Source organism: Bacillus sp. 196mf (assembly GCF_003217275.1).
Taxonomy (GTDB): Bacteria; Bacillota; Bacilli; order Bacillales; family Bacillaceae_G; genus Bacillus_A; species Bacillus_A thuringiensis_S.
On record NZ_QJTG01000004.1, the window covers coordinates 131,298 to 148,590 of the forward strand.

The following is a 17,293-nucleotide window of genomic DNA, read 5'->3' on the forward strand; positions in this document are numbered from 1 at the left end:
CCTCCAAAAACAAAAGAGGATTTTTTTTATGCCGTTAACTTCCGAATTAATTCACTGAGCAATTTAATTCCGTTAGTCATTTGTTCTGGAGTAGCATATCCATATGATAAACGAATGTACTGATCTGATTCTTCTTCATAAATACGTCCCGGATTTAAAAGAATTCCTTTTGATAGTGCCTCTGAAAATAGTTTTTTCATCGGAATGTTATGTACAACCTTTAGCCATATAAAAAATCCACCACTAGGAATATCCCATGATGCAATATCTGCACAATATTTATTTAAAGCTCGTATCATTATTTGTCTTCGTTCTTTCAGGTGCTTTCTTACGTTTGCTACATGTTCTTCATAAAAACCTTCATTTATCCATTCAGCAGCTACTCTTTGAGATAAAGAGCTGGATCCATAGTCTGTTTGCATTTTTATATCTGACAATCTATCAATAACAGGTTCTGGTCCGATTATCCATCCAATTCTAAGTCCTGGGCTAAGTGTTTTAGAGAGACTACCAATATATAATACATGTCCATGTTTATCCATCGACTTTAAAGGAGCTGGAGGTGATTCATCAAGCCATAACTCTCGGTAAATATCATCCTCGATGATAGGCAATTGCTCTTTTTCACATATTTTTAATATTTCTTTTCTTCGCTCTTTGGACATCAATATCCCCGTTGGATTTTGAAAACAAGGGATTGAATATAAAATATTATTCTTTTGACTATATTTAATTCGTTTTAATAAGTCGTTAGGTAAAATACCGTGATGATCCATTGATATACCGGATAAATTTATATTTTCTGATTGAAAAACATGAAGTGAATATAAGTAAGAAGGTTGTTCAAGTAAAACAGTTGATTTTCTATGTAAAAGACCAATCGATATTAATTGTAATGCTTGGAGTGCACCAGAGACTATTAATATAGAATCCGGTGATGCATGTATTCCAAATGATTTTACATATTTGCTTATTGCTTCACGTAACGGATAAAAACCTTTTTGTTCTTCGTATCCGAAATAATCTAATTCCTCACTGACGTTTTTTATTATAGATTGCATAGTTTCGAGCGGGAAAAGATGAGGTGCAAGTTCACCTTTACTAAGATGGATAAGCGTTTTATTTGCTTCTGCTTCATTTATTTCTCGCACCATTAACTTACTTGGTTTATGAATACCGGCCTTTACATATTCACTCCAATCGGGCGGGGGATTAGTTGCTAATAATGACCATGTATTATTTGTTACAATTGTTCCTGCTCCGATTTGTCCTTGAATTAAACCATCTGCCATAAGTTCATCTAGCGCATTTATTACAGTACTTCGATTTACATGAAATAATTGTGCTAACTGCCGCTGACTAGGGATTTTACTTCCAATTGGCCATTCTCCGTTTTCAATTTTTTCTTTCATATAGTCTATTATCTGCCGATATTTGGGCACTTTTTTATCGGTTGTCATATAAAAAACTCCTTCGTTAATTTAAAAGATTCAAAGTGGTTGGTTTTTCCGATAAATAACTGGTTGAAGACATTGTATCAACTATTAAATATGATGAAAAGAAATAATTGGTAATTTAAAAATGGTTGGTTTATTAAGGAGGGAGAGAAAACATGCATAATAAAAAATGGGATTTACGCATTATATGTGCTCATGCTTTTACAATTCTTATATGGGGAACTGCTTTTCCAGCAATTCGTCTGGGGCTTGAATCTTATACGCCTGAACACCTTACTTTACTACGCTTATTAATCGCCTCATTTATACTTTTGTTATTTTCATTTATATACAAACTACGACTACCGGATTTAAAGGATATCCCAGCAATTTTTATATTTGGTGCTTTAGGGTTTACTATTTATCACATCGCATTAAATTACGGCGAAAAAACAGTAAATGCTGGATCTGCAAGTTTAATTATTTCAGTCACCCCAATAGTGACGGCAATTCTTGCTTCTGTTTTTTTGAATGACAAAATGAAATTAAATGGTTGGCTTGGTGGTGTAATTAGTTTTGCAGGAATTGCCTTAATTTCATTTAGCCAGGGCGATGCTATTCAATTGAATAGCGGGGGATTATTTATATTATTAGCGGCGATTTCAGAAAGTCTATTTTTCGTTTTCCAAACATCTTACTTAAAAAAATACGGCTTCTTACCATTTACCATATATACAATTTTGTCTAGTACTGTATGTATGCTTATTTTCTTACCCGGAGTTTATCAAGAAATACTAGCAGCTCCTCTTGAAGTTAACTTGAGCGTTATATATTTAGGTGTCTTTCCAACAGTACTCCCGTATATTGCATTGGCCTATATTATATCTCGTGCTGGTGCTTCTGAAGCAACAAGTTCTCTATATTTAACGCCAATAACTGCGTGTTTCATTGCTTGGATATGGTTAGGAGAAGTGCCAACTTTAGTTTCGATAATTGGCGGAGGAATTACTATACTTGGAATTGTGATTGCTCATATACCAGTATTAAGAAAAGAAAAATATAGGAATTTAGCAAATAATCAATCCGTATAATGTAATTCAATAATGATCTTATGATACTTTTTCATATAGTTTCTTTCTTATGTTGATAAATATAATATTTTGTATTTCAGTTAAATATTGTATGTTACATTTTATGTAGTAAGCATTTTAAAAGGAGCTGACAACATAATGAATGGAAAAAGAAATATTTTCACATGTATTTCTATTGTAGGAATCGGAATAGCTAGTTTTTCTAATTCTAGTTCCGCAGCAAGTGTAACGGACAATTCAATACAAAATTCTATTCCCGTAGTTAATCAACAAGTAGCTGCTGCAAAGGAAATGAAACCATTTCCCCAGCAAGTTAATTATGCAGGTGTTATAAAACCGAATCATGTTACACAGGAAAGTTTAAATGCTTCTGTAAGAAGTTACTACGATAATTGGAAAAAGAAATATTTGAAAAATGATTTATCTTCTTTACCTGGTGGTTATTACGTAAAAGGAGAGATTACAGGTGATGCGGATGGGTTTAAGCCACTTGGAACTTCAGAAGGTCAAGGGTATGGGATGATAATTACAGTATTAATGGCTGGTTATGATTCGAATGCTCAAAAAATCTATGACGGTTTATTTAAAACAGCAAGAACTTTTAAAAGCTCTCAAAATCCTAATTTAATGGGATGGGTTGTCGCAGATAGTAAAAAAGCACAAGGTCATTTTGATTCTGCTACTGATGGAGATTTAGATATTGCGTATTCGCTTCTTCTTGCTCATAAGCAGTGGGGATCTAATGGAACAGTTAATTATTTGAAAGAAGCACAAGACATGATTACAAAAGGTATTAAAGCTAGTAATGTTACAAATAATAACCGACTAAATTTAGGAGATTGGGATTCTAAAAGTTCACTTGATACGAGACCATCTGATTGGATGATGTCACATCTTAGAGCATTTTATGAATTTACAGGTGATAAAACTTGGCTTACTGTTATTAATAATTTGTACGATGTTTATACGCAATTTAGTAATAAGTACTCTTCAAATACAGGACTTATTTCAGATTTTGTTGTAAAAAACCCACCACAACCTGCACCTAAAGACTTCTTAGATGAGTCAGAATATACAAATGCATATTATTATAATGCTAGTCGAGTACCTTTAAGAATTGTAATGGACTATGCGATGTACGGCGAGAAGCGAAGTAAAGTCATTTCTGATAAAGTCTCTTCATGGATTCAAAATAAAACGAATGGAAATCCTTCTAAAATTGTGGATGGTTATCAATTAAATGGATCCAATATTGGTAGTTATCCAACTGCTGTATTTGTTTCACCGTTTATTGCTGCAAGTATAACGAGTAGCAATAATCAAAAGTGGGTAAATAGCGGTTGGGATTGGATGAAGAATAAGAGAGAAAGTTATTTTAGTGATAGTTATAATTTATTAACTATGTTATTTATTACAGGAAATTGGTGGAAGCCTGTACCTGATGATAAAAAAACACAAAATCTAATAAATGATGCAATTTATGAAGGATACGATAATTAATTAAATTTGAGAATGGTTACTGAAGAAAGGAATTAGCATTCGCTAGTTCCTTTTTAATGTTTTGTAAAACATTATCCATTCTAAAATTCGCATAGATATACTTGCTTTTTTCATATACATAGTTATTGATGACTCTATGTTTTTATGAAGGGAGAGTATTTCTTGGAAAAAGTATTATTTTTCGGAGACCCAGGTATTGATGACTCATTTGCCATTATGTATGGTTTACTGCATCCCGAAATTGAAATTGTAGGTATTGTAACTGGATACGGAAATGTTGAGCATATACATGCTGCACATAATGCAGCGTATATTTTACAGTTAGCAAATAGACAAGACATTCCTGTCATTAGTGGTGCAACAAAACCACTGACAGAAGAAATCACTACGTACTATCCTGAAATTCACGGAGCAGAAGGATTAGGGCCCATCCATGTTCCAGGAAATATATTATCTATTCCAATATATAATTTCGGCAGTATTGCTGCGATTCTTATAAAGTACGGAAAAGATTTAACGATTGTTGATGTAGGAAGATCTACCTCGTTAGCAATTGCTTTTAATTTATGGAATGATTTAATGCTAAATGTAAAAGGAATCTATTTCATGGGTGGTGTTTTTTTAGAAGTAGGAAACGTTACGCCATTAGCAGAGGCAAACGTGTATGGAGATCCGATAGCAAGTAAAATTGTTTTCCATCAAGCAAAGAATTTATTCATATTCCCTTTAAATGTAACAAACAAAGCTGTGTTAACACCAAATGTATTTAACTATATTCAAGCTAATACAAAGAATCCATTTCATATGATAATGAAACCAATGTATGATTACTATCTATCCGCATACCAAAAACTTAATCCATCTATGGAAGGGCCTTTGCTACATGATGTGGTTGCAATAAGTGGATTAGTAAATCCAAGTTTTTTTGAATTTGTGCATCGTACAGTAAATGTAGATACATACGGAGATACGAAAGGACAAACATTTGCTGATTTTCGCCCTAACTCTAAATCTGAAGGAGCCCGTATAGCTTTAGAAATAGATGCAGAAAAATTCATTCAAGATTTTATAAAAATTATGTTATAAGTTGCTGTCGAAAAAGGGAATTATTTCAATGCGTTGAATATAAAAATACATCCTCTAGATAAAGGAGCTTACAATATTGAATGTCCAGTTAAAGGTTGTTACGAGAGACAATTGGGAAGATGCATTAAAGTTACAAGTTAAAGAAGATCAAAGAAAATTTGTCCCCGCTGTAGCAGTTTCACTTGCTAAAGTATATATAAAACCAGATGGTGACAATGTAGAGTACATACCATTCGCTATATACGATGGTGACCTTATGGTTGGTTTTGTTATGCATGCTGTTGTAATAGAGACATCGGATATGTATTGGATTAACGGATTTATTATTGATCAATCGCAACAAGGTAATGGTTATGGAAAAGCAGCATTACAAGAAAGTATTAATATAATAAAAAATACGTTTAAGGCATGTAAAGAAATTAGATTAACCGTACATAAAGATAATATCTCTGCAAAGAAATTATATGAACGATATGGTTTCATATCATTAGGACAGGAGTATGATGGTGAGCAAGTATATCGTTTATTTGTTTAACTATTAGGAAGTAAAGGTGTGAAATGAAATATGCAATTTACTGAAGTGAAAATTGAAGTGTTCATTCCTGAAGAATATATTGAAACATTAAGGGATGAATTAAATAAAATTGGAGCATGTAAAACGGGCGAATATGACCATTGTCTTTCCTATAGTTCAGTGAAAGGATATTGGAGACCTTTAGAAGAGGCATCTCCTTTTAATGGAGAAATTGGTCAAATATGCGAAGGACAAGAATGTAAAGTTGAAATAAAGTGTAAACGAGAACTTGTAAAAGATGCTCTTGAAGTTATTAAAGATATTCATCCGTATGAAACACCTATGATTTATATTATACCAATACTAAATGACTATTTTGAGAAACTATACATTAAATAACTAGGAGGAATATCAATTGAAAAGTAAATTTCATCATATTGTACGAGCAGTCATGATAAAAGATGAAAAATTATTAGTTGCTGAATATATCGGCCATCATTATTTTTTACCTGGTGGCCATGTTGAAATTGGAGAATCAGCAGAGAATGCATTAAAAAGAGAGTTAAGAGAAGAACTTGGAGTAAACTGTAGTATACAACAATTTTTAGGCGTCATAGAAAATCAATGGCAAGATAAAGAAGTTCTTCATCATGAAATTAACCACATTTTTGAAGTAGAGTCACAAGATTTACATACGGACTTAACACCGAAATCTAGCGAGTCTCATTTAGCATTTCACTGGATAGCTTATAATAAAGAAGCCTTAAATCATTATGAAATCATGCCAATGCCTTTAGTAAAGGAATTATTAGAAAGTAAGTTAAATGATGAACTCCTAAATTGTTGGATTAGTAATTTTTAAATCACTTTATTTATAGTAAATACGTCCATCGAATGAATATAAAGAAAATAGGCTGAAAAACAAGGTACATCACCTAGTGTAAGTTCATATTTTGTTGATGTACGCATTTAGTCTATAGTCTTGTTTCTACTTTGTTTAAAAGAATTTATTAACTTTAATATTTGGACGGAATTTACATTTATAAATGGAGGGTTTCATAATGAATCAGTTTCAACAAGAACTACAATCATTAAACCTTAATGATTATCAAACTGGCAATGTTGTGTATTGGGATCAACAACAAAGTCAATATCCATACTATTACATTCAAGACGATGCACGTCGTTGCGGCGGATGTGGAGGTTGTGGTGGACGTTGCGGTGGATGTGGCGGTAGATGTGGTGGTTGTGCAGGTCGTTGCGGCGGATGCATAGGATGCGCAGGATGTTTCAGTTGCTTTAATTGCTGGAACTGGTGGATTATTTAAGTATAGAAAATTCAAGTTATTTTATATGAAAGAAAGGTGTAAAAACTATTTTGCACTTTTCTTTCATGCTGTAATTTTGATGTGTATTAAGGGGGATTTATTTGTATATATATGATAAGTTGATTTCTTGGGTAGAGGATATAAAAGAAAAAAATCATAGTTCTGCTACAGCACTTTGTATTATAAAAGATAATAAAATCGTACTAGAGCATTATAGTGGTTATCACTCAAATACATCTACAACCAAGAGAGTAACAGCATCTTCACAATTTAACGTTGCTTCTGCTCGAAAAAGTTATTTAGGATTAATGATAGCGTATGCGCTTTACGAGGGGAAAATAAGTTCTATCGATGATGAAGCGATAAAATATTTTAAAGACTTTAATCCTGTATTGCTTAGTAAAACGACGATAAGACATTTAGTAACACATTCGCACGGATTAGAAGAAACGAATGACGGGACAATTTTTCGTGAATTTGAACCGGGACAATCATGGGCGTATAGAGATATTAATGTAAGAATGATGACACGTCTTATTTATCAGCTATATAACAAAAGTTTTCCTGAATTGTTAAAGGGGCGTGTGTTTAAACCTGCTAATTTTCAAGAAACAGGTTGGAGAGTTCAGCGAGATGAAAATTTAGTTGACGTTGTTAATAATCCAAATGAAGACGCAATTAGTGAAATTGGTACGGTAGATGACGGTACTGAAAAAAATTTATTTGTCTCAGCTAGAGAATTTGCGCAGTGGGGTAATCTGCATTTAAATCAAGGTATGATAGATGATAAACAAATTGTTCCAAAAGAAGTTATAAAAATCGCTACGAGTTTGCAGAGCCCAACATTTATAAACAAAGAGCTACCACAAAATGGGGTGTTTTGGTTCATCCAAAATGAGCCTGCACAATTAAGCGAAATTGGTGAACGTATTCCAAAAGGGTCGTATCAAATATTAGGGATTACTGGACCGACTATTTTAGTAATACCTGAATATAATGTAGTTGTTGCAAAAATGTATAATAAAAGATATAACTACGGTGGTGATAATTACTTATATTATTTACGTGAATTTAGTAATTTAGTCGCTGATACATTTAGTAACGGTAATAGGGCATAATTACTCCTATAACAAAAAGGAGTGATTGAAAATGAAAGATAACGTGAACAAAAATAAAAAGCAAAATATAAAAGATGTAAATACAGAGCAAAATGCAATTTATAGCGATCCTAAAGATGCAGCTAATATGCAAACTGTACCGCAGCCGAAAGATTTTGATGAAATCGAATATTAATTTTTCATCCGACTATATGATGAATGAAAAATACGTCTTAAGTCTCATAACATTTAAGAAATTATTTGATAACATATATACATAAGCATTTGAAAATGTCTTATCTTAACAAAGCTTTCTTTAGAAATATCTGATATAACCTGCAAAAGGCACTTCTTTATGAAGTGTCTTTTTGTGTATATGAACTTAATTACCATTTTCCGTACAGTATCTTGCAATTTATGATGGATATACTAACTGTGAAAATTCATGTCAAGATAAAAGAAGGGGACAGTTAGTATGAAACAAACTTCTATAAATCCGTTACTAATTGTTCTAGGTACAATCATTGTTCAAATTGGCCTTGGAACAATTTATACATGGAGTTTATTTAATCAACCCCTTGTAAGTAAGTTTGGATGGAATCTTAATTCAGTAGCGATAACTTTCTCCATAACTAGTTTTTCTTTATCATTCTCAACTTTATTTGCAGCCAAGTTGCAGAAAAAATTAGGACTTCGAAAACTTATTGCTACTGCAGGAATTGTTTTAGGACTCGGCTTAATACTTAGTTCACAAGTTTCTTCTTTACCACTATTATATTTATTAGCTGGTGTCGTTGTTGGTTATGCGGATGGAACAGCTTATATTACATCACTATCTAATTTAATTAAATGGTTTCCAAATCGGAAAGGGCTTATTTCAGGTATATCTGTATCAGCGTATGGAATGGGCAGCTTAATCTTTAGATATATAAACGGAAATCTTATCGATAACCTTGGTGTATCACAAGCATTCTTATATTGGGGTATTATCGTGTTACTTTTAGTGTTAATCGGATCGTTCTTCTTACGTGAGGCAATTGTAAGTAATGCTGTAACTGAAACATTACACAATGACTATACTCCGCGTGAAATGATGCGAACGAAACAAGTATATCTGCTATTTTTTATGTTATTCACCTCGTGTATGGGTGGTTTATATTTAATCAGTATGGTAAAAGATATCGGCGTACAACTTGTTGGACTTAGCGCAGCAACCGCTGCAAACGCCGTTGCTATGATTGCAATCTTTAATACAGTAGGTAGAATCATTCTTGGGACGTTATCAGATAAAATCGGGCGAATGAAAATTGTCTCTGCAACGTTTATTATTATAGGTTTGTCAGTCTTTACTTTAAGTTTTATTCCGCTAAATTACGGAATCTATTTTGCTTGTGTAGCAAGTGTCGCCTTTTGCTTCGGCGGTAATATAACTATATTCCCAGCTATTGTCGGAGATTTCTTTGGATTAAAAAACCATAGTACAAATTACGGCATTGTCTACCAAGGTTTCGGATTTGGTGCGCTTGCAGGATCATTTATTGGAGCGATACTTGGAGGATTTCAACCAACTTTCATTATAATTGGTGTTTTAAGTGTTATTTCCTTCATTATTTCAATATTAATCCGTCCACCAAATGTAGAAAAGAAAAAGGAACTAAAACATTTACATCGGAAAGTAGCTTAATTTTAAAAAGAGTCCTCATACTAGGGCTCTTTTTTATTCCATTAACTTTGCTTCTTTACCAACTCATTAAAGACAGGACAATATCATTTTAAAATTGAATAGATAAGTAAAAAGGAGCGTGACACTTAAAATGAAAATAGTACAGCAGTGGGTACAAGAAGATAGTGATTACATAAGAGAGAAAGTAATTGAATATAATCAAAAATATCTCGCAGATGAAGAAAAAACACCTTCAGAAAAGGTTAGTTTCATAGTAAGAGATGAAAAAGAAGAAATCGTAGGCGGGGTAACAGCGATAACTTTTTGGCACCATATACACGTTGACTTTCTATGGGTTTCTGAAGAATATAGGCATGAAGGTTACGGAACCAAGTTAATAAAACTTATTGAAGAGTTTGCAATTGAAAAAGAGTGCAGGTTAATCAATTTAGATACTTTTAGTTTTCAGGCACCTGATTTTTATAAGAAGCATGGATATAAAGTAATCGGAGTAAGTGAAGATCATCCGAAAGGACATAATCATTATTATTTAGAAAAACGGCTAAAAAGTATATAGAATTTGTTAACATTAGTATTTGGAATACACATGCAATAAGGGCGAGGTTATTATTAATTTCAGTATTAATTGAATCAATTTTTATTCTAAAACTGCAAGAACGTCCTTTGGATAATCTTCCTAAGGTACGTTCTTTTTTATATCAGTAGCCTATTTTTATTAACTCCATCAATAGCGGTAAAGGCAAGACTTTACTAACTTATATATATTAAAAGGAGTTAATGGTAGAATGGATAGAAGACAGAAAATTCCTTTTATTAAAAATAGAGGAGGTACATATGAAAAAAGTTAATGTTACATACGCGATTTTGTACGATAAAACTAATGAAAAGATCTTAATGGTAAAAAACAAAGGGGAAAATGGTTCTTATTATACATTACCAGGTGGCGCAGTTAAATTAGGAGAAACGTTAGAAGAAGCAGTAATTCGAGAAGTAAAAGAAGAAACAGGGTTACATATAAACGTAAAAGGGATTTGTTCTATCAGCGAAGCCTTTTTTGAGGAAAGAGATCATCATGCAATTTTCTTTAATTTTCTAGGCGAAATAATTGGCGGGGAGACATATATATCAAGACCAAAAGAAATCGAAGAGATTACTTGGATGGAATTACATATAGCAGCTCCATATTTACGCATACCAGAACATTTACTAGATTTATTACAAAGGAAAGAAACAGTACCGTACTTTTTTAACGGAACAATCGTTCATCAATCTTCATAAAAATATTATCTCATGTAAGGTGGGGAAAACATGGAGTTCATCGTTAATCACAAACAATTTACTCAAGCACTTTCAGAAGTTAACAAAGCGATATCAACAAAATCTTTAATTCCTATATTATCTGGTATAAAAATAACTGCAGATCAATCTGGAATTACTTTAATTGCAAGTAACTCGAATATTTTTATCGAAAAATTCATTCCTGTTTCAATTGAAGACGAAAAGATTGCAACTATTTTAAAGGCAGGAACTATTGTTGTACCTGCAAAGTATTTCATTGAAATAATAAAGAAAATGCCAAGTGATATAGCAATAAAAAGTAAGAATGAGCAATTAATTACGATACAATCAGAAGAAATCACATTAAGTTTAAATGGATTTCCTGCAGATGAGTTTCCGAATGTACCGCTTATAGACAATCATGCAGAAATCAAAGTAGAGACAGAGCAATTGATTGAAGTATTTAAACAAACAGTCTTTGCGGTAGCGAAAAATGAATCTAGACCTGTTCTTACTGGGGTGCATATAGAGTTATCTAATAATAAGTTTATTTGTGCTGCAACTGACTCACATAGACTAGCGATACGTGAAACGCGACTTTCCTCAGATGTAAAAGCAAATTGTATTGTACCAAGCGCAACCATTAGTGAACTTCTAAAATTAATGAACAGCAATTCGGAATTCGTATATATTTACCTTTCAGAGAGTCATATTATATTTACGCTCGGAACAACTACATTATATTCAAGACTAATTGAAGGGAAATATCCTAATATTTCTAACCTTATTCCAAATGACTTTAAAACGATTATTAACATAGATAGAAAAAAGATATTACAAGGTGTAGACCGATCAAGTTTATTAGCAAGTGAATGGGCCAATAACAATGTTAACTTAGAAATCATAAACGAATCTACAATTAAAATTTCTTCAAACGCTTCTCAAATTGGGCAAATATCCGAAACGCAACAAATAGATGCGATTCAAGGTGAAAAACAATTAAATATATCTTTCGATGGGCGTTTTATGGTTGATGCTTTAAGAGCAATAAAAGAAGAAACGATTACTTTAAGCTTTGGCGGTTCTATGAGACCGATATTGATTGAAGCAGGAGAGCAATCTGCAGCAGTACATCTTATATCACCAGTAAGAGCTTATTAGGGATAGAGGAAGGGATTACATTATGTACAAGCAGACTTTTGTTTTATGAAATCATAAATTAATACATTATAAGAATGATGTATTAGTAAAGCAAACAGTTTACTAAATCCTACATAATATAATTCAATCATAGACAAAGCAGCAATGGTAATCTGAAATACAAAGCAAAATAATAATAACCTAAATATAAAAGCATAGATTAATCGATATGGGGTGAGTACGATGAAGAAAGTAATTGTTTTACTCATTGGTATAGTTTTAATTATTTTTGCTTTTTATCAATACAACAAAAAAGACTATGCAGCTAAAAGTACTAACTTGTATGTAGAAGACTTTAAAGGGGCAAATGATTCAATAAAAATACAATCTGCTATTAATAAAGCAGCGTCTAGTAAAATAAAAACCGTATTGCTTGATGATAAAAAGTATAAAATCACGTCACCAATCACTGTTAAAAAAGGTGTGAAATTATTATTTGGTTATGGATCACAATTTGTGGTTGAGGGAAACTTTAGAGTTCTAGAACTAGAGAAAAACGCATCCATTGAAGGAGCGTATATAGCTATTGACGATCCTAAATTTAACTCTGAAGTTATTTATTTAGACGGTAAAAATAAATATTATAACACTTGGAACAAAACACAAATAAAAGATATAAATATTATTAATTGGACGGAAACGAATAAAGGTACCGGAATTTCTTTATACTCTGCTGGAAAAGAAAATGAAATTTCGTTTATTAACTTCGAAAACATTAAAATTGTAGGAATGGAAACCGGACTAAAATTAGTAGCAAAAAAACCGAGCACCGGACAAGCTTGGATAAATGCTAATCGTTTTATGAACTTTTCTTTAGAAGACTGTGTGAATATGATTTATATGGATAGTCAAGTAACTACGCCAAATGAAATTAGTGGGAATCAATTTACAAATCTTCAAATACAGCCTTCAAATAAAACAAAAAGCATTATAAAAGTAAGTGGTCAGTATAATGAATTTCATGGGATGGTGTGGGATTTAAATAAAATAAAACATGAAAACGAACTCATTGAACTAACTGATAAAAGTATGAATACAGTGATTGAAATGTTCAGTGTACCAGCAAATAGAATTTTAGATAGTGGGAAATCAAATATAGTGAAATAAGTTTAAATACAGAAAAAGAGCGAATTCCTTATAAGAGAGTTCGCTCTTTTTCTATTTATAATTAAATTTCTCTCCACCAAGCTGTTGAAGGATAGTTTGTAGATTTTAACGTAATAGATTCGCCAATTTGAGGCGTTGTAATTTTAACACCTAAACGGTTGGCTTCTTTCGTAACACGTTCTATCGGGTCACTCCATTTGTGTAATGCTAACGTAAAAGCACCCCAATGAATTGGAAGAAGTAATTCTCCTTTAACATCAATATGAGCTTGTACCGTTTCTTCAGGCAACATATGAATAGCAGACCACCTCGGATCATATTGCCCGCATTCCATTAATGTAAGATCGAATGGACCGTATTTATCACCAATTTCCTTAAAGTGAGGGGCATAACCGCTATCACCACTAAAGAAAATTTTAGTCTCTTGACCAAGAATAAGCCATGAACACCATAATGAACGATCTCTATCTGTCATACCACGTCCCGAGAAATGCCTTGCAGGCGCACATACTAACTTAATATTATCAAACGTAATTTCGTCCCACCAATTATGCTCACTAATTTTACTAGGCGAAACACCCCATTTAATAAGATATTGTGCAACTCCAGTTGGAACATAAAAGTGCTTTGCGCGATCTTTTAACTGCATAATACTTTTGTAATTCAAATGATCATAGTGATTATGAGAAATGATAATCGCATCAATTTCTTGAAGGTCATCACGTTCTAAAGAAAAAGCACCACTATAGCGTTTACTATTAAACAAAGGAAATGGGGAAGAGGCATCTCCAAACATCGGGTCTAATAACAGTTTTTTACCTTCTATTTTCAAAAGAGAAGCAGAATGGCCAAACCATGTAACACTCTCTAACGGTTCATTATCTTTATTTGATAAAACGATAGGCAAATCCTTTATAGGACGCAGCTTTGATTTTATTTTAAAGTAATCCGTCATTAAACTTATAATATCTTTCGGTTTAAAACTCATATCAGTATGAATTTGATTTGTATATTTCTTATTCATTCGTTCTCCTTTTTACGATTAACAATTTACGTATGTTGTTATTGTAGCTATTTGTAGTTTAAACTATATTATTTTACCTTTCATCTAAAATGCCTTGTATTTCATAAATCCGTCAAATTCATTATTTGTATCTATAAAGTACAAATCGCACAGCAGCAGCTAAGACAAATATTAAGTACATGTAAATTGTTTTTATTTAGTAAATTCCTTCTTATACGCAACAAAGAACATACGTTCCGTTGTATGTTATAGAAGAAAATATGTCTCTAATAAAAGAAAGGAAGGAGAGGATGTAAGTGCACATAAAACGAAAAAAGAAATCAAAATGTAAACTATCAAAATCTGAAATAACGCAGCTATATGCAGAGGGGAAGAGTACCTCAGAGATCGCTACACTTGCTAATGTGTCTGCAAGGTATATTCGTATGGTTTTATCAGACAATAACGTACCAAGGCGCGCTATAGGGAGTTGGAAGAGAAAGTATGACATAACAGAAGATTATTTTAAAACGTGGTCAAATAACATGGCTTATATTTTAGGGTTTATAGCAGCAGATGGTGTTATACAGAAGGAAAATCAATGTGTCAGTATATCTCAAAAAGAAAGTTATATTTTAGAAGATATAAAAAAAGAACTCAAAACAAACCAGCCACTTTATCAAAACAAAAAAACAGGCGTATATATGCTAAATATTAATAGCAAAACAATCAAAGACGACTTTATGAACATACACGGAATTATGCCATGTAAATCATTTAACATCGAATTTCCTTTTGTACCAGAAGAATATTTGCATCATTTTGTTCGTGGGTATTTTGATGGGGATGGTTACGTCAAGTATGAAACTTATACAGTTAATTTCGTAGGTGGATCATATAACTTTATGAATTCTTTACATCAAATTCTTCAAAATCGCAATTTACGAGCCGATTTACTAAATCAAAACAAACATTATCGCGTTATTTTATCTGGAAGAAAATCAATACAACTATTTTCAAATTGGATTTATAAAGACAAAGATATTTATTTGCATAGAAAATATGAAGTGTTTCAGAAAGAAAGTCTGAATTTAGATCAATTACAAGATCGAAAATTAAAACAAACTCAAACTGCCGTTAAACAAAGAAAACAAAATTTCCTTGAAGAATATATGAAAAATAAATGTAATACTACAACTTGTTCAAATTTAGAAATAAGCGAATCGGCTTTCAAACGTTGGCTAAAAAATGATAATCAATTTAAAAGAGATTATGAAAAGATTAATTTAACAATGTCCACTAGCGATAACTAAATATAAAATCCTAAAAATCCACCAGCAAGTTCAGCTGTAGAAGTTAGAAAGTTAATTAACGATAACTTTTTAATTGAAATCGAAGCAATTGCTGTAGCAAACTAATTTTAAAAACTTATTATGAATCATATCCATGCAATTCGGTTAATGCGTTCAGTTAAAACGAATTGCATTTTTTATTGTCTTAAATATAATTTATATCTGGAGACATTTTCATCAACAACTTATAAAACAAACAACTAAACAATCCATCAAACAGAATGATTAAAAAGAACGAGGGGAGGCTAATCACAATAACAAACTTACATATAATAAGTTTGTTATTTAAAGTTAGTTAACATAATATATATTATAGGCAGTTATAGAAACAAAGTAATATCAGGTATCAAAAACCAAGTAAACTATACTTAATGAGACGAAACAGAGATTTTTAGTGAAATTCACATGAAATCTTATCTAAACAAATTTCTTCAGCTTTTATCGTTTTTATTTGTTATAAATTCATCACAGCAAATCTTAATCAATAATCGCTTAAGATTTAACGAATTAAAAACATTTTTGATTGGCAAGAAATTTTTATACAGAAAAATTATTTCTATACAAAATATAAATTAGTAATTTTATTTTATGTTTTACTTAATGAATTTATTGCTATTTGCACATGTTTTACAACTTTACATTATTTGTTGTTATTTCTGTTATTTAGACTTGACTTTCATTACAATCATTGTTTTTTATTCTAGTTAACATAACGCTTATTTTTAACATAAAAAAATCCTCCTCACCTTCAGGAAGATTTTTTGTTTGCTATTATATTATTTATATCTTCTAGTAACAATCCCAATTGTAAATGACATTGGAAAAATCTAGATTTAACACCTCTTCCTTACGTATAAAGAAATTAGCAACCCCAGAATCGCCCCACATAATATTTAATGAATCGTCTGTATCGATTTGCAGCAATAATATGTCATGTTGCTGGTATTTTTCTTCCCATTCTCTCGGATCTGTCTGTGTGAAAAATGGATATCCACCAATTTTATGTCCTTGATCTTTACATAAATCATCATACAGTTCGCCTAATTCTGTATTATTTTCTTCATCAACAATTTCTTCCCAATCAATATCCTCACTAAACATCTTTTCAAATCGATAATCCCTTGACGTTACGGGTTGATAACCTAATTCAAACTTTAATTTCGCTGCTTCAGGTATGATAAAGTCCTCTAATTCTAAGGCGTTTAAATAACTAAAATCAGTAATAACCTTATTTAAATCTTCTATAATTGTAGAATGATAAATAATTCGAAAGTCTTTTTGGATTGTTGGATGATCAAAATCTGCTCCGTAAAGCTCATCACCAGCACTTACGAAAAACTGTAACATTCCCTTTTGAGGCATATATTCAACATGCGGAATTTCTTCAAAGTTTAACTGCGCAAGTAACATCATAGGTTGTCCGTTTGAGTCTTTAGGATGCTCTTGATCTATAGGTAAATACGGATATCCACCAAACTTACTTTCAAAAAGCGTTGTCTCTGCTTGCGTTCCAGACACTTTAACATACGGTTTCACACTTTCTTCTAAAATACTACGATACTGTTCTAGTTCTTTCGGAATTTGAAGTGGATACGTATTCTTCACTACATTTGCCTC

General features: G+C 31.9%; 18 protein-coding genes and 1 pseudogene. 16 read left to right on the forward strand and 3 right to left on the reverse strand.

Annotation, left to right across the window (positions count from 1 at the left end; all coding sequences use genetic code 11):
* Positions 1-26: 26 nt before the first annotated feature.
* The gene (gene norG / locus ATL10_RS09025; RefSeq protein ID WP_110496781.1) at positions 27-1,460 is read right to left on the reverse strand and encodes an efflux pump transcription regulator NorG; all 1,434 of its coding nucleotides are present in this window, start codon (positions 1,458-1,460) and stop codon (positions 27-29) included.
* Between the two features lie 152 nt (positions 1,461-1,612).
* On the opposite strand from norG, the gene ATL10_RS09030 reads away from it, so the two are divergent.
* From ATL10_RS09030 to ATL10_RS09095, 14 genes are all read left to right on the forward strand, one after another.
* Positions 1,613-2,527 (forward strand): DMT family transporter, encoded by a 915-nt coding sequence (locus tag ATL10_RS09030; protein ID WP_090977915.1) that lies wholly within the window; start codon positions 1,613-1,615, stop codon positions 2,525-2,527.
* A 138-nt stretch (positions 2,528-2,665) separates the two neighbouring features.
* Positions 2,666-4,027, forward strand: coding sequence for a family 8 glycosyl hydrolase (locus tag ATL10_RS09035; RefSeq protein WP_090977913.1), 1,362 nt, complete (start codon positions 2,666-2,668; stop codon positions 4,025-4,027).
* Between the two features lie 162 nt (positions 4,028-4,189).
* Positions 4,190-5,113 carry a nucleoside hydrolase gene (locus ATL10_RS09040; protein ID WP_090977911.1) on the forward strand — a complete coding sequence of 308 codons (924 nt, stop codon included), beginning with the start codon at positions 4,190-4,192 and terminating at the stop codon, positions 5,111-5,113.
* 76 nt (positions 5,114-5,189) lie between these two features.
* Positions 5,190-5,648, forward strand: a complete 459-nt coding sequence (locus ATL10_RS09045) for a GNAT family N-acetyltransferase (protein WP_001102673.1) — start codon at positions 5,190-5,192, stop codon at positions 5,646-5,648.
* 30 nt (positions 5,649-5,678) lie between these two features.
* The gene (gene cutA / locus ATL10_RS09050; protein WP_100910218.1) at positions 5,679-6,026 is read left to right on the forward strand and encodes a divalent cation tolerance protein CutA; all 348 of its coding nucleotides are present in this window, start codon (positions 5,679-5,681) and stop codon (positions 6,024-6,026) included.
* Positions 6,027-6,042: 16 nt separating this feature from the next.
* A complete protein-coding gene (locus ATL10_RS09055; RefSeq protein WP_000836831.1) occupies positions 6,043-6,489 on the forward strand; it encodes an NUDIX domain-containing protein in 447 nt (148 codons plus the stop codon).
* A gap of 199 nt (positions 6,490-6,688) precedes the next feature.
* Positions 6,689-6,955: a heterocycloanthracin/sonorensin family bacteriocin gene (locus tag ATL10_RS09060; RefSeq protein ID WP_001071389.1), complete on the forward strand. Its 267-nt coding sequence runs from the start codon at positions 6,689-6,691 to the stop codon at positions 6,953-6,955.
* 101 nt (positions 6,956-7,056) lie between these two features.
* A complete protein-coding gene (locus tag ATL10_RS09065; RefSeq protein ID WP_098289741.1) occupies positions 7,057-8,073 on the forward strand; it encodes a serine hydrolase domain-containing protein in 1,017 nt (338 codons plus the stop codon).
* Positions 8,074-8,104: 31 nt separating this feature from the next.
* On the forward strand, positions 8,105-8,248 hold the full coding sequence (locus tag ATL10_RS31200) for a hypothetical protein (RefSeq protein ID WP_097923838.1): 144 nt from the start codon (positions 8,105-8,107) through the stop codon (positions 8,246-8,248).
* Between the two features lie 279 nt (positions 8,249-8,527).
* Positions 8,528-9,736: an L-lactate MFS transporter gene (locus ATL10_RS09075; RefSeq protein WP_000815136.1), complete on the forward strand. Its 1,209-nt coding sequence runs from the start codon at positions 8,528-8,530 to the stop codon at positions 9,734-9,736.
* 130 nt (positions 9,737-9,866) lie between these two features.
* Positions 9,867-10,292: a GNAT family N-acetyltransferase gene (locus tag ATL10_RS09080; RefSeq protein WP_098289742.1), complete on the forward strand. Its 426-nt coding sequence runs from the start codon at positions 9,867-9,869 to the stop codon at positions 10,290-10,292.
* A 278-nt stretch (positions 10,293-10,570) separates the two neighbouring features.
* Positions 10,571-11,014, forward strand: coding sequence for an NUDIX hydrolase (locus ATL10_RS09085; protein WP_048656831.1), 444 nt, complete (start codon positions 10,571-10,573; stop codon positions 11,012-11,014).
* Between the two features lie 30 nt (positions 11,015-11,044).
* On the forward strand, positions 11,045-12,175 hold the full coding sequence (gene dnaN / locus ATL10_RS09090; protein ID WP_097923842.1) for a DNA polymerase III subunit beta: 1,131 nt from the start codon (positions 11,045-11,047) through the stop codon (positions 12,173-12,175).
* 222 nt (positions 12,176-12,397) lie between these two features.
* Positions 12,398-13,321, forward strand: a complete 924-nt coding sequence (locus ATL10_RS09095) for a hypothetical protein (RefSeq protein WP_090977905.1) — start codon at positions 12,398-12,400, stop codon at positions 13,319-13,321.
* Positions 13,322-13,382: 61 nt separating this feature from the next.
* Here ATL10_RS09095 and ATL10_RS09100 read toward each other — a convergent pair whose 3' ends face one another.
* A complete protein-coding gene (locus ATL10_RS09100; protein WP_098256580.1) occupies positions 13,383-14,345 on the reverse strand; it encodes an MBL fold metallo-hydrolase in 963 nt (320 codons plus the stop codon).
* 296 nt (positions 14,346-14,641) lie between these two features.
* Here ATL10_RS09100 and ATL10_RS09105 point away from each other — a divergent pair, with 296 nt between their 5' ends.
* Positions 14,642-15,637: an LAGLIDADG family homing endonuclease gene (locus ATL10_RS09105; RefSeq protein ID WP_110496783.1), complete on the forward strand. Its 996-nt coding sequence runs from the start codon at positions 14,642-14,644 to the stop codon at positions 15,635-15,637.
* A 12-nt stretch (positions 15,638-15,649) separates the two neighbouring features.
* Positions 15,650-15,742 (forward strand): annotated as a pseudogene (locus ATL10_RS32330) (RidA family protein); the annotation flags it as partial.
* A 723-nt stretch (positions 15,743-16,465) separates the two neighbouring features.
* Here the strand turns inward: ATL10_RS32330 and ATL10_RS09115 are convergent.
* Positions 16,466-17,281 (reverse strand): YwqG family protein, encoded by an 816-nt coding sequence (locus ATL10_RS09115; RefSeq protein WP_110496786.1) that lies wholly within the window; start codon positions 17,279-17,281, stop codon positions 16,466-16,468.
* Positions 17,282-17,293 lie beyond the last annotated feature (12 nt).

Bases quoted from the DNA above. Each gene is read 5' to 3' on its own strand.
- ATL10_RS09080 (WP_098289742.1), top strand. From the start codon at position 9,867: ATGAAAATAGTACAGCAGTGGGTACAAGAAGATAGTGATTACATAAGA.
- dnaN (WP_097923842.1), top strand. From the start codon at position 11,045: ATGGAGTTCATCGTTAATCACAAACAATTTACTCAAGCACTTTCAGAA.
- ATL10_RS09060 (WP_001071389.1), top strand. From the start codon at position 6,689: ATGAATCAGTTTCAACAAGAACTACAATCATTAAACCTTAATGATTAT.
- cutA (WP_100910218.1), top strand. From the start codon at position 5,679: ATGCAATTTACTGAAGTGAAAATTGAAGTGTTCATTCCTGAAGAATAT.
- ATL10_RS09030 (WP_090977915.1), top strand. From the start codon at position 1,613: ATGCATAATAAAAAATGGGATTTACGCATTATATGTGCTCATGCTTTT.
- ATL10_RS09085 (WP_048656831.1), top strand. From the start codon at position 10,571: ATGAAAAAAGTTAATGTTACATACGCGATTTTGTACGATAAAACTAAT.
- ATL10_RS09075 (WP_000815136.1), top strand. From the start codon at position 8,528: ATGAAACAAACTTCTATAAATCCGTTACTAATTGTTCTAGGTACAATC.
- ATL10_RS31200 (WP_097923838.1), top strand. From the start codon at position 8,105: ATGAAAGATAACGTGAACAAAAATAAAAAGCAAAATATAAAAGATGTA.
- norG (WP_110496781.1), bottom strand. From the start codon at position 1,460: ATGACAACCGATAAAAAAGTGCCCAAATATCGGCAGATAATAGACTAT.
- ATL10_RS09100 (WP_098256580.1), bottom strand. From the start codon at position 14,345: ATGAATAAGAAATATACAAATCAAATTCATACTGATATGAGTTTTAAA.
- ATL10_RS09035 (WP_090977913.1), top strand. From the start codon at position 2,666: ATGAATGGAAAAAGAAATATTTTCACATGTATTTCTATTGTAGGAATC.
- ATL10_RS09095 (WP_090977905.1), top strand. From the start codon at position 12,398: ATGAAGAAAGTAATTGTTTTACTCATTGGTATAGTTTTAATTATTTTT.